Source organism: Pseudomonas sp. C2.3V (genome assembly GCF_058536325.1).
The window spans coordinates 3,338,457-3,352,058 of sequence record NZ_JBZUBN010000001.1; the positions used below are offsets into that span (position 1 = coordinate 3,338,457).

A 13,602-nucleotide genomic window follows, 5' to 3' on the forward strand; every position below is an offset into this window, starting at 1 on the left:
TCAATCGAGTCGGCTTTTTCATGTCCGCCTTACTAGCGCTTTGATGTGATTGCGGGCGTCGCACTGACGTTGTTATCCGTCGTATGCTCCAACCAGCCACCACCTAACGCCTTGTACAGCGTCACACTGCTGCTGAGCTGATTAAGGCGGTCTGCGAGCAGCTGCTCCTGAGCCGAATATAAGGATCGCTGCGCATCAAGCACAGTCAGGTAGTTATCGATGCCCTGACGGTAACGCTTCTCAGCCAGATCGTAATACTCCTGACTTGCCGTCACCAGATCACGCTGGGCCTGAAGCTGGTCATCATAGGTTCCCTGTGCAGCTAGAGAATCAGACACTTCCCGGAAGGCTGTCTGGATGGCTTTCTCATACGCAGCGATATTGATGTCCTTCTGGATCTTGGCCGCATCGAGGCTTGCCTTCAGACTACCGGCGGTAAAGATCGGGATATTGATGCTGGGTGCGAATGTCCAGTATCCCGAATGGGCATCAAACAAGCCAGAAAGCTCCCGGCTACCCGTTCCACCCTGGGCGGTCAGGCTGATGCTTGGGAAGAACGCTGCCCTGGCGGCTCCAATATTGGCATTGGCTGCCTTGAGGTTAAGCTCGGCCTGCAAAACATCCGGACGGCGCTGTAACAGCTGCGACGGCAAGCCAGCTGGCAGCTTGGCCAGCAGGTCATTGTCATCCAGGCTCTTGCCGGCCGGTAGATCGGTCGGCAAGGGCGCGCCCAACAGCAACCCCAGCGCATTGCGATCCTGCGCCTCCTGACGAGTGTACTGCGCAAGACTCGCCCGAGCGCCCTCCAGCGCCGTACGGGACTGACGTAGATCCAGACCGCTACCCACCCCATTATCCAGCAGACGCTTGGTCAGATCGAATGAGCGCTGATAAGCGTCCAATGTATCGCGGGTAAGCTGGAGCAATTTCTGATCGGTTTTCCAGGTGAAGTAGGCGTTGGCCACTTCGGAAATCAGGCTGATCTGGGTACTGCGCCGCGCCTCAACGGTTGCAAAATAACTTTGTAAGGCCTGCTCATTCAGACTGCGCAGCCGACCGAACAGATCCAGCTCATAGGCCGACATGCCAAGCGTTACCGTGTATTGGCTGTTGATCGAGCCGCTACGAGAGCTTCCCGCGCCAGCCTGACCAGTGTTTTGCAGCAACTCCTGGATCGCCGCTGCCGAGCTCATGTCTGCCGGCGTACGCGTCCGCGAACCATTGGCATTGACGCCAATGGTCGGGAACAGCTCTGCACGCTGGATACGATACTGCGCCTGATACAGGCGAACATTCAGAGCCGCCTGCCGCAGATCACGGTTGTTATCCAGAGCGACTTGAATTAGACGCTGCAATTGCGGATCGCTATAGAACTCACGCCAGCCAATATCGGCCGTGTATTCCGAACCACTGCTGGTTGGATTGCCTTTGTACGCCTCGCCTTGCGGCCAAGCGTTTTCCACAGGCGATGCAGGCCGCTCGTAGTCGGGAGTCAGGGTGCAGCCCGAAAGCAGCACTGCACCTATTGCGATGGATAAAAGAGACTTCTTCATACTCAATGTCTTCCCTCGGCGCCTGATTCCTGATCACGTGAAGCCTTGTCCTTGAACAAACTGCTGACCACGACGTAGAACATGGGAATCCAGAAGATCGCCAAAACGGTTGCGGTTACCATCCCGCCAATCACGCCCGTACCAACCGCATGCTGACTACCGGAGCTGGCACCATTGGAGATGGCCAGCGGAACCACGCCCAAGATAAAGGCCATGGACGTCATGATAATCGGGCGTAGACGCATCCGTGCGGCTTCTACGGCGGCATCGACGATGTTCTTGCCGCCCTCGTGCAACTCCTTGGCAAACTCCACGATCAGAATCGCGTTCTTGGCTGACAAACCAATGGTGGTTAGCAGGCCCACCTGGAAGAACACGTCGTTTGCCAAACCTCGGAAGTAGGTAGCCAGGAGCGCACCGATCACGCCCAGCGGTACTACCAGAATGACCGCAATCGGGATCGACCAGCTCTCATATAGTGCTGCCAGGCAGAGGAAGACCACTACCAGGGACAAGGCATACAAGGCAGGTGCCTGCGAACCTGAAAGTCGCTCTTCGTACGACATGCCGGTCCAGGCAATACCAACGCCCTGCGGTAGCTCCTTGGCCATGTTCTCGATTTCGGTCATGGCATCGCCCGTACTGTAACCAGGCGCAGGAGAGCCCTGGATCTCGACAGACGAGATACCGTTATAACGCTCAAGCTTGGGTGAACCGTAGACCCACTCGCCATGGGCAAAGGCCGATACCGGCACCATCTCGCCATTGCTGTTACGTACGTACCACTTGCTCAGATCTTCCGGGTTCATCCGTGAATCGGCTTCGCCCTGTACATACACACGCTTTACGCGGCCTCTGTCGATGAAGTCATTGACGTAACTGGAGGCCCAGGCAATTGACAAGGTCTGGTTGATATCGGTCTGGGACAGACCTAGCGCACGGGCCTTTTCATCGTCGATGATCAGCTTGTACTGCGCTTCGTCATTCAAACCATTGGGGCGAGTCTGAGTCAGCTTCGGATTCTGTGCCGCCATGCCCAGCAATTGATTCCGCGCCTCCATCAACTTCTCATGGCCAAGGCCGGAGTTGTCCTGAAGATAGAAGTCGAAACCGGTAGCGTTACCCAGCTCAAGTACCGCTGGCGGAACGATGGCAAAGATCATGGCATCCTTGATCTGCGACAGATAACCCATGGCGCGTCCGGCTACAGCACTGGCGCGGTCCTTGGCATCCGGACGATCTTCCCAAGGCTTGAGCTGAACGAATGCAAGGCCGGAGCTCTGACCACGGCCGGCAAAGCTGAAGCCGTTGACCGTAAACATGGAGCTGACTGCCGACGGCTCGTTCTTCATCATCATTTCGCGCATCTGATCCAGCGCAACCTGGGTACGTGCCGCAGACGATCCGGTTGGTGTGGTTACCTGCACGAAAATTACGCCCTGGTCTTCCTCAGGCAGGAAGGATGATGCAATGCGGGTAAACATGAACGCCATGCCAGCCAGAATGACGACATATACCAGCAGGAACGGTACCTTGTGACGGATAACAGTAGCGACGCTGCGCTCATAACGGTTGACGCCACTGTCGAACTTGCGGTTGAACCAGCCAAAGAAGCCGCGCTTCTCGTGATGGTTCTTGTCGACCGGCTTGAGGATCGTGGCACACAGCGCTGGCGTCAGGATCAAAGCAACCAGCACCGATAGGGCCATAGCGGAAACAATGGTAATCGAGAACTGCCGATAGATCACCCCGGTCGACCCGCCAAAGAAGGCCATCGGCACGAATACCGCTGACAGCACCAGAGCGATACCCACCAGCGCGCCCTGGATCTGGTCCATGGACTTGCGGGTCGCTTCCTTGGGACTCAGTCCCTCTTCCGCCATGACCCGTTCGACGTTTTCCACCACAACGATGGCATCGTCCACGAGCAGACCAATCGCCAGCACCATCCCGAACATGGTCAGGATATTGATGGTAAAGCCTGACGCGAACAAAATACCGAACGTACCCAGTAGAACGACCGGAACTGCAATGGTCGGGATCAAAGTGGCTCGGAAGTTCTGCAGAAACAGATACATCACGAGGAATACGAGCAGAATCGCCTCGCCCAGTGTCTTGACCACCTCATGAATGGAGGCAGTTACTACAGGTGTGGTGTCGTACGGGTACACCACTTCCATACCTTCGGGCATGAACGGCTTGAGTCGTTCAATGGTCGCACGAACGGCCTTGGACGTGTCCAGAAGGTTGGCCCCGGTCGCCAGACGCAGCGCCATACCCGACGCAGGCTTGCCGTTGAACTGGGCGTCGATCGAATAGTTTTCACCGCCCAGCTCGATACGTGCGACGTCACGCAGCCGCACCTGGGAACCATCGGGATTGACCTTCAGGAAAATGTTACCGAACTGCTCTGGGGTTTCCAGACGAGTACGGCCAATGATCGTAGCGGTGAGCTGCTGATTTTCAACGGCAGGCAAACCGCCCAGCGAGCCCGAAGCCAACTGGACGTTCTGGCTTTGAATGGCATTGGAAACATCCCCGGGAATTAACTGATATTTATTCAGTTTGGCCGGGTCTAGCCAGATGCGCATGGCGTACTGCGAGCCGAAGACCTGGAAATCACCTACACCCGGTGTCCGCGCGATGGGGTCACGCATGTTGGACACGATGTAGTTGGACAGATCCTCACGAGTCAGGGAGTCGTTGTTTGACACCAGACCCACTACCAGCATGAAGTTACGCTGATACTTGGCCACCCGAAGGCCCTGCTGTTGCACCTCCTGAGGCAGAAGCGGTGTCGCCAGCTGCAGCTTGTTCTGTACCTGAACCTGCGCAATGTCCGGGTCCGTGCCTTGGTTAAAGGTCACGATAATGGTCATGCTGCCATCGGAGTTGGACTCCGAGGAGAGATAACGTAGGTTGTCGATCCCGTTCATCTGCTGCTCGATGACCTGGACGACTGTATCCTGAACGGTCTGTGCCGACGCGCCGGGATAGCTCACCTGGATCGAAACAGCCGGTGCCGCGATGTTTGGGTACTGGTTGATCGGTAGGTTAAGAATGGCGAGACCGCCCGCCAGCATGATCACCAGGGCAAGTACCCAGGCGAAAATGGGGCGGTCAATAAAAAATCTTGACATCGACAGCGGCTCCCTTATTGCTGCTTGTCGGCACTACCCTGCTGAGCAGGTTGTGCCGAATCGCCAGGCCCAGCCACATTGGTGGCCGGCTTGGTCGTAACCGAAGCACCCGGGCGAATACGCTGCAGGTTTTCCGTAATCAATTGGTCGCCCGCCTTCAGGCCATCGGAGATCAGCCAGTTGGTGCCGATCGTACGCTCGGTCTTCACGGTACGCTGCTCGACCTTGTTGTCCGGCGTAACAACCATCGCTACGGCGTTACCTCTTAGGTCGCGCGAGATGCCCTGCTGTGGCGCCAGGATAGCCGTCTGACGGACTCCTTCCTGCAGTTGCGCACGCACGAACATGCCTGGCAGCAACAAACGGTCAGGGTTGGGGAACTCTGCACGAATGGTAACCGAGCCGGTTCCCTGATCCACTGACACCTCAGAGAACTGCAGCTTGCCCAGATGCTTGTATTCGGAACCGTCTTCCAGCATCAGCTTCACCTGGGCGGCATCTTCACCCGCCCGCTTGATCAGACCGCTGTCCAGCTCACGTCGCAGACGCAGCATCTCGGTACTGGACTGCGTCACGTCCACATAAATGGGATCAAGCTGGTTGATGATGGCCAAGGCAGTCGCCTGATCAGCGGTAACCAGCGCACCTTCTGTCACCAGTGAACGACTGATCTGTCCCGAAATCGGCGCCGTCACCTTGGTATAGGCTAAATTGATCTCTGCAGTACGCAGATCAGCCTTGGCAGTCTCTACCTGGGCTTCGTTCTGCTTGAGAGTCGCCTGGGCGTCATCCGCTTCCTGGCGGCTGATCGCTTCGTCCTTTACCAAGGCAGCATAGCGCTGGGCCTTGAGCCGGTTGGACGCCATGGTCGCCTGCGCCTGTGCCAAAGTGGCCTTGGCTGCATTCAGGTTGGCCTGATAGGTGCGAGGATCGATCTGATAGAGCTGCTGGCCAGCCTTGACCTCAGAACCTTCCTTGAAGTAACGCTTCTGGAGAATACCACCGACCTGAGGTCTGACTTCCGCTACACGGAATGCCGAGGTCCGGCCAGGTAATTCAGTCGTCAGGGTAACCGGCTGTTCCTTGAGCGTAACCACACCCACTTCAACCGCTTGTGGCTGCTGTTGCTGAGCCTGCTGATCCTGATCCTGCTTACCGCATCCATTGAGCGTCAGCGTCGCCAGCAATAAAACCGGGACAAAATAAGCATGCGCCGACTTGATGTGCATATCGGAGTCCTTGAACAAAACCTTTGAATAGGGTGCTAGGCAACGCGCCGCTATGCGGCCGCATCATTCTTGGCAGATTCTTGTGATCGCCCAATATACTTACGTACATGGTTGTTTGTAAACAGGAACAAGCCGCCTGCGGGGACTTATCCAAGCGATTGAAAAAACCATTTGGCATCTTGCTCCTGAGCTTTCAACAGACCCGCATTCGATGTGATGCGTTTCATGGTTAACAGGCTAGAGCACTGCTGAACTTGGTTATTTAGCCTAGACAGTGTGCAGAAGTTATGAAGATTTAAAGGCTATTATCACGTTTGTCAGACTAGGCCCATAAAAAAAGCGCAGCCCTTGCGGAACTGCGCTTTGTGTATCGAAATATTTAGTTACTGGCGTACACCTTCCAGTGACAGGGTCAACTCAACCTCTTGCGAAGCCGGACCCAGGTCACGTTGGATGTTGAAATCCTTGAGCTTGAGCTTGGTCGAGCCTTCAAATCCGGCGCGGTAGCCACCCCACGGGTCATTGCCCTGCCCCATCAGCTTGGCCTTGATCACGACAGGTTTGGTCACGCCGTTAAGCGTCAGATTGCCTTCGATGTCAGCTGCATTATCACCTGTCGGCGTCACCTTGGTGGACTCGAAGGTTGCCGTCGGATGCGCTGATACGTTCAGGAAGTCGGCGCTGCGTAAATGCTTGTCACGTTCGGCATGGTTGGTGTCGACGCTATCGGTCTTGATCGTAACCTTCACCTTGTCTGCAGACGGATTTTTTTCGTCATAGGTGAAATTGCCATCAAAATCCTTGAATGTCCCATAGAGCCAGCTATAACCCAGGTGCTGAATACGGAATTGGATAAAGGCATGCTGCCCTTCCTTGTCGATCTTGTAATCGGCGGCCATGGCGTGGCCGGCGGTCAACAGTGCAGTTCCCAATGCCAGAGCAGCGAAGCTTTTCTTCAACATCATGATGTCTCCCTTCTGAAATAGGTCACGTCATGCCCGGCGTCGGCCGAACATGCGTAACAATGTGGCATCGCGGTCGATAAAGTGGTGCTTGAGCGCGGCAAGTACATGCAGCCCGCTCAGAATGATCAACGTCCAGGCCAACCAGAGATGAATCGCCCCAGCCCAATCAGCCTGATCACGCAACCCACTGACGGTAGCCGGCACATTAAACCAGCCAAATACGTTGATCGGTTGGCCTTCAGCCGTCGAGATGAAATAACCTGCGACCATAACGCCCAGCATGAGCGCATACAGCGCCAGATGGCCAAACGTGGCAGCCAATTGAGTCGTTCGGCTTCCTTCGATGGCAGGCGGCCGGCTGACGAAACGCCAGACGATACGCATGAGCAGAGCAATCAGCAGAATGATGCCGATGCCCTTGTGAATCTCGGGTGCTCGGTGATACCAGGGACTGTAGTAATCAAGCCCCCGCATCCACAGTCCAAGCCAAAAGAGGGCAACGATGGCGATCGCCATCACCCAATGCAGGGTTACGCTGACAAGCCCATAGCGATGCGGATCGTTACGCCAATTCATCATGAATCTCCTTGTTCATGCTGCTAGCAAGCCTAGCGATAAACGTATCGAAATGAAGCGGAAAAAGTTGCTTTAATCGATCGTTTTATTAGATAGAACAAGATGACAACTCTGGCTGAACGGAAAACGTAGGTGCTAGAGGGGTAAGGCTAGAAGGCCGCCCGGCAGGACGCCAGGCGGTGAAACATGTCGTAAATCAATGCATCCAAGAGAACATGCGAGAAAAGAAGCCCTTTTTCTCGTCAGTAGCTTTAGGTGCTGCGTCAGGCGCAAGGCTGGCAGGCTTGGCATCGGTAGGCTTGGTCTCAGGCGCAGCGGATTTGCCTGCTGCGAGATCTTCGACCTGTCGAGCGGCCCGCTGACCGCTGGCCAGGGCGCCTTCCAATGTCCCCGGATGCAGCGCATCGGTATGCTCGCCAGCAAAGACGACGCGCCCTTGAGGCTGCTCCCATACACGCCAGTAACGGCTGACCTGCCCCGGGCCATAGGCCAGATAGGAACCACCTACACCTGGGTCGGTGCTGTAGCGACGCACTTCGTAGCCGGAAAATGCACCGCGAGCCTTGGGATAAAAAGCGTTCAGACGGATCAGGACTTGATCTGCCAACTGGCGATCTCCGAACGCCTGCATCACACGGGCATTATCACCGGACAGGTTGATCAGCACGTTGGCGCCACCTTTCACGGCCGGCTCGATCCACAGCATGCCCAGCCCCTGATCACTATAGATTTCGCCAGACAGACGAGATTTGCTGTCCCAGACCGGCGTCTTGAACTTCAGAAGAATCTGGTCTCTCCATCCATAGTTCGTGCCTTTGAGCGCAGCCCGCTGTGCCTCGGCCAGTTCCGGCGTCATTTGGATCGAGCTTAAGGCACGCAGGGGCACTGCCATGACCACATAATCGGCATGGTACCCCGTAGGCCCTACCTTGACGGTCACGCCATCCTTGTCCTGCGAGATAGCCGACACCTTGGAGTTGGGCTTGAGCGTCTTGATCTGCTTGACAAATGCCTGGGCCAGCACGGTACTACCACCCGGCAGACGGGCCGCACGCAGATCGGCGTCACTGATATCCCGGTAGGCGCGGGTCTGCTGAGCCAGATACAACAGCGACAGGCGCGATGGCTCATCATAGCGGCTACGGATACGCTGATTGATCAGTTTGCGCGCCAATGGCGGTAGGTTCTGCTTATCCAGCCAGCTGGCCACGTTCGTCTGATCCAGTGCGAACAGGCCTTTTCCAGCGGTCGGCTTGAGCGGATCACTGATTGATGCCGCAAGCTCATCCAGCACCTTGTCGACGCGCTTGAGTGCAGCGCTCACGTCCGGCATTTTTTGGGCAAGATCTTCTGGCGAATAATACTGCCCGTCGATTAGATAACCCGGTGTGCGCACATAGCTAGGTGCATCGACCGTCTTGATCTTGAAGGTATCCAGATAGCTATTGAGGGCCGGCTGAGCCTTGGCATTACCGATCCACTCACTGGTCGCCAGCGCCGAGCGTCCGCCAACACTGGGCTTGGCTTCAAGTAGCGTCACCTGCCAACCGGCTTTTTGCAGCTCATAGGCCGAGGCCAGACCGGCCATGCCGGCGCCGATTACGATGGCCGACCGGCCATTACCTTTGGCAACAGGCTGCTCCGCTTCCTTTGCGGTCGGTTTTTCCGCATGCTTTTCAACATGCTTTTCCACCTTGCCTGCAGCCAGCGCAGATACGCTGAACAACCCATAAACAGCAAGCGCTCCGAGACGTGCTACACGTACCGACATCTTTCAGACTCCTCAGCCCCAACGGCGGTGCGCAGCATACGCCAGCGAAGCGGCATCCACTAGACGCGCCTTGCTACCGTTCGGAGCATTGCATAGGCTTGCCAGCCAAATGTGTTTGGAGGATGACCTTTATGGGCCTGAATGCCGAGTGGATGCAGCGTGACCTGGATGTGTTGTGGCATCCCTGCACCCAGATGAAAGACCATGAGCGCTTGCCAGTCATCCCGATCAAATCTGGTCGTGGTGTATGGCTGGAAGACTTTGAGGGCAACCGCTATCTTGATGCGGTCAGCTCGTGGTGGGTCAATGTATTTGGTCATGCCAACCCACGTATCAACCAGCGGATCAAGGATCAGGTTGACCAACTGGAGCATGTGATTCTGGCCGGCTTCAGCCACCAGCCCGTGATCGAGTTGTCCGAACGACTGGTACAGCTGACCCCGGCGGGCCTTGATCGCGTCTTCTATGCCGATAACGGATCGTCCTGCATCGAAGTTGCGTTGAAAATGAGCTATCACTACTGGCTCAACAGTGGAAAGCCAGAAAAGAACAAGTTTGTCACCTTGACCAACAGCTACCATGGCGAAACGGTAGCGGCCATGTCGGTAGGCGATGTTGCGCTTTTCACCGAAACCTATAAATCGCTCTTGCTGAATACCTTCAAGGTTCCCAGCCCCGACTGTTACCTGCGCCCGGAAGGCATGGATTGGGAAACGCATTCCCGCGCCATGTTTGCCCATATGGAGCAGACCCTGGCGGAGCATCATCAGGAAGTAGCCGCTGTCATCATCGAACCGCTGATTCAGGGTGCCGGCGGCATGCGCATGTACCATCCGGTTTACCTGAAGCTACTGCGTGAGGCCTGTGACCGCTATGGCGTGCACCTTATCCACGACGAGATCGCCGTCGGCTTTGGCCGTACCGGAACGATGTTTGCGTGCGAGCAGGCCGGTATCCGCCCGGATTTTCTGTGCCTGTCCAAGGCTCTGACAGGCGGCTATCTGCCTCTTGCAGCTTGCCTCACTACAGATGACATCTACCAGGCGTTCTATGATGAATACGATACCCTGCGTGCGTTCCTGCATTCCCACAGCTACACAGGCAACCCGCTGGCCTGCGCCGCAGCCCTGGCAACGTTGGATATCTTTGCAGAAGACAAGGTAATAAAGGCCAATCAGGCACTGGCTGCAAGGATGCAACAGGCCACCCGGCATCTGGTGGATCATCCCAATGTCGCCGAAGTGCGCCAGACCGGAATGGCGCTCGCCATCGAGATGGTTCAGGACAAAACCACCAAGACACCATTCCCCTGGCAGGAACGACGTGGCCTCAAGGTATTCCAGCATGGACTTACCCGGGGAGCCCTGCTTCGTCCGCTGGGTAACGTGGTCTACTTCTTGCCGCCCTACATCATCACGCCAGAAGAGATTGATTTCCTGGCCGAGGTCGCCAGTGAAGGAATCGACATAGCCACCCGTGAAACCGTACAGGCTCCAGTGAGCGGCTTTCATCCGAATCATCGCGACCCGGGTTGATTCAGCCAAACAAAAAAGCCCCGCACAAGCGGGGCTTTTTCATGAAACCACAGGGTTTACCAGAGACTGGCTTACCAGAGGTTATCGCCCAAGCCATCCAGGTAGCGCTCGACATCCAGCGCAGCCATACAGCCAGCGCCCGCCGAGGTAATCGCTTGGCGGTAGGTGTGGTCGGCGATATCACCAGCAGCAAACACACCCTCGATGCTGGTTGCCGTAGCATTGGACTCACGGCCGCCCTTGACCACTACATAGCCATCCTTCAGCTCAAGCTGACCTTCGAACAGCGAGGAGTTTGGCGTGTGGCCAATCGCAACGAACAGGCCGGCAACCTGGATTTCATCTATGCTGCCATCGTTGTTCTTCAGGCGAACACCAGTAACGCCCATATTGTCGCCCAGCACTTCGTCTACAGCTGCGTTGAGCTTCAGCTCGATCTTGCCTTCGGCCACACGGGACTTCAGCTTGTCCTGCAGAATCTTTTCAGCGCGGAACGTATCGCGGCGGTGGATCAGCGTAACTTTGCTGGCAATGTTGGCCAGGTAAAGCGCTTCTTCCACAGCAGTGTTACCACCGCCCACTACAGCCACTTCACGATTACGGTAGAAGAAACCGTCACAGGTAGCGCAGGCCGATACGCCCTTGCCCATGAAGCTCTCTTCGCTGGTCAGGCCCAGGTAACGGGCACTGGCGCCGGTTGCGATGATCAGTGCATCACAGGTATAGGTGCCGCTGTCACCCGTGAGGGTGAAAGGTTTGTTGGCCAAATCCACACCGTTGATATGGTCGAACACGATCTCGGTTTCAAAGCGCTGGGCATGCTCACGCATCCGCTCCATCAGCGCAGGCCCTGTCAGATCGTGGGGGTCGCCCGGCCAGTTGTCTACCTCAGTCGTGGTAGTCAGCTGTCCGCCCATCTGCATGCCAGTAATCAGTAACGGCTTGAGGTTGGCGCGTGCAGCATAGACTGCCGCGGTGTAACCGGCAGGGCCGGAACCGAGAATGATGACTCGAGCATGACGAACTTCAGACATGTTTGTCTCCATGCCGCGCATAGGGCGTCGGCACACGTGCTAATAATAAAAAGGGCTGTCGAAGCACCAGGGGAAGGCTTACAAAGTCGACAGCCCGCGAACCGTGCGGGATTTCCCGCTTATTGTCCAGAACCTTGTCTGGATGGCAGGCCCGTGTAGGACCTGCCTGCCCAATAGTTACAGATTATGAGCGTTTTCAGCCAGGTAGTTAGCAACGCCCTCTGCGTCGGCCTTCATACCTTTCTGCCCCTTGCGCCAGCCAGCCGGGCAGACTTCGCCATGCTCTTCAGTGAACTGCAGTGCCTCAACCAGACGCACCATCTCATCCACTTCCCGGCCCAGCGGCAGGTTGTTGACCACTTGATGCTGCACGACGCCTTCCTTGTCGATCAGGAAAGACGCTCGCAACGCCACGCCATCCGAATGCTCGATGCCATAGGCGCGAACTACTTCGTGCTTGACGTCAGCCACCATGGTGAACTCGACCGGGCCAATGCCGCCCTTCTCTACTGGCGTATTACGCCAGGCGTAGTGCGTGTAGGTAGAGTCAATGGACACACCAACGACCTCTACGCCCAGCTCACGGAATTTAGCGATGCGGTTATTGTGGGCAATGATTTCCGACGGGCAAACAAAGGTGAAATCCAGCGGCCAGAAGAACAGCACAACGTATTTGCCACGCAAAGTGGACAGCTGGAAGTTCTCGACGATAGTACCGTTAGCTAGAACAGCTGGAGCTGTAAAATCCGGGGCCTGCTTGTTTACCAGAACGCTCATTAGCCTCTCCTTAACGCGATAAGGCAGCAGCCTACGCGGCTTGCCGCTTTGGATAAAATGGCGAGTTTCAATCCAAATCATAGGCATAACCTATGCGGACCCGCCTGATGTCGGACACTATGGTACGCCACAACGCACAACCCTAGAATCACGTCACGGCTGTTTACAGGTCACTATTGGCATTCGACCGTAATAAGGCTTCATTATTGCGCTCTTACTCGCTACCGGAGTTTTGAATGAGCAAGCCTTTATCCGGCCTTTTGTATTTCAGTGAAGGCCTGAAACTGATCCTGCGGCCTGGCCTGCGTCGCTTTGTCGTGCTGCCCCTGTCGATCAATCTCATCCTGTTCATCGCAACGATCAGCTTTGCGCTAAGCAAGTTCAATGGCTGGGTGCATCATCTGATGCCCTCCATTCCTTCATACTTAAGCTTTCTGGATTATGTACTGGTACCGTTGCTGTACGTTTTTTTCTTCGTACTCGTCCTGTTCATAATCTATTTCACGTTCACCATGGTGGCTAACATCATTGCAGCGCCTTTCAATGGCTTTCTCTCTGAGAAGGTTGAGGTCGTGGTACGTGGCCAGGACGACTTCCCGCCGTTCAGCACGGGAGAGTTAGTTGCCATGATTCCCCGAACCATGGTGCGGGAATTCAAAAAACTGCGGTACTACCTGCCCCGCGCACTGGGGTTATTGGTGCTCTCGTTCATTCCAGGACTTAATCTGATTGCTCCACCGCTTTGGCTGCTGTTTGGCGTCTGGATGATGGCGGTGCAGTACATCGACTATCCAGCGGACAACCACAAGCTGGGCTTTACCGAAATGCTGGCCTGGTTACGTAGCAAGCGGACACGCTGCCTGGGATTTGGCGGAATTACGTACCTGGCCCTTTTGGTCCCGGTCGTGAACGTGCTGTTCATGCCTGCAGCAGTGGCCGGCGCGACGCTGTTCTGGGTCAGAGAGGGTGGCGCAAAGGCATTGCCTGCAGCGGGGGAGCCTCGGTAACTGCGCGGCTCGCCC

General features: G+C 56.0%; 10 protein-coding genes. 2 read left to right on the plus strand and 8 right to left on the minus strand.

Going from position 1 to position 13,602, the window contains the following annotated elements; translation table 11 throughout:
* Positions 1–32: 32 nt before the first annotated feature.
* The 6 genes from adeC to AC4LF3_RS15980 form a co-directional block, all read right to left on the minus strand.
* Positions 33–1,553, minus strand: a complete 1,521-nt coding sequence (gene adeC, locus AC4LF3_RS15955) for an AdeC/AdeK/OprM family multidrug efflux complex outer membrane factor (RefSeq protein WP_491835774.1) — start codon at positions 1,551–1,553, stop codon at positions 33–35.
* Between the two features lie 2 nt (positions 1,554–1,555).
* Positions 1,556–4,693: an efflux RND transporter permease subunit gene (locus tag AC4LF3_RS15960; protein ID WP_010795578.1), complete on the minus strand. Its 3,138-nt coding sequence runs from the start codon at positions 4,691–4,693 to the stop codon at positions 1,556–1,558.
* A gap of 14 nt (positions 4,694–4,707) precedes the next feature.
* Entirely contained in the window at positions 4,708–5,922 is a 1,215-nt protein-coding gene (locus AC4LF3_RS15965) for an efflux RND transporter periplasmic adaptor subunit (RefSeq protein WP_010795579.1), read from the minus strand.
* Between the two features lie 383 nt (positions 5,923–6,305).
* Positions 6,306–6,884 carry a YceI family protein gene (locus AC4LF3_RS15970; protein ID WP_026003820.1) on the minus strand — a complete coding sequence of 193 codons (579 nt, stop codon included), beginning with the start codon at positions 6,882–6,884 and terminating at the stop codon, positions 6,306–6,308.
* Positions 6,885–6,914: 30 nt separating this feature from the next.
* Positions 6,915–7,463: a cytochrome b gene (locus AC4LF3_RS15975; RefSeq protein ID WP_010795581.1), complete on the minus strand. Its 549-nt coding sequence runs from the start codon at positions 7,461–7,463 to the stop codon at positions 6,915–6,917.
* Positions 7,464–7,659: 196 nt separating this feature from the next.
* On the minus strand, positions 7,660–9,234 hold the full coding sequence (locus AC4LF3_RS15980; protein WP_491835777.1) for a flavin monoamine oxidase family protein: 1,575 nt from the start codon (positions 9,232–9,234) through the stop codon (positions 7,660–7,662).
* Between the two features lie 131 nt (positions 9,235–9,365).
* On the opposite strand from AC4LF3_RS15980, the gene AC4LF3_RS15985 reads away from it, so the two are divergent.
* A complete protein-coding gene (locus AC4LF3_RS15985) occupies positions 9,366–10,769 on the plus strand; it encodes an adenosylmethionine--8-amino-7-oxononanoate transaminase (protein WP_434134813.1) in 1,404 nt (467 codons plus the stop codon).
* 71 nt (positions 10,770–10,840) lie between these two features.
* Here AC4LF3_RS15985 and trxB read toward each other — a convergent pair whose 3' ends face one another.
* Both trxB and AC4LF3_RS15995 read right to left on the minus strand, forming a co-directional pair.
* Positions 10,841–11,803, minus strand: coding sequence for a thioredoxin-disulfide reductase (gene trxB, locus AC4LF3_RS15990; RefSeq protein WP_434134814.1), 963 nt, complete (start codon positions 11,801–11,803; stop codon positions 10,841–10,843).
* 177 nt (positions 11,804–11,980) lie between these two features.
* Positions 11,981–12,580 carry a peroxiredoxin gene (locus tag AC4LF3_RS15995; protein ID WP_010795585.1) on the minus strand — a complete coding sequence of 200 codons (600 nt, stop codon included), beginning with the start codon at positions 12,578–12,580 and terminating at the stop codon, positions 11,981–11,983.
* Between the two features lie 236 nt (positions 12,581–12,816).
* Between AC4LF3_RS15995 and cysZ the strand changes: the two genes are divergently transcribed.
* Entirely contained in the window at positions 12,817–13,587 is a 771-nt protein-coding gene (cysZ, locus tag AC4LF3_RS16000) for a sulfate transporter CysZ (protein ID WP_407362249.1), read from the plus strand.
* The last annotated feature ends 15 nt before the right edge of the window (positions 13,588–13,602 follow it).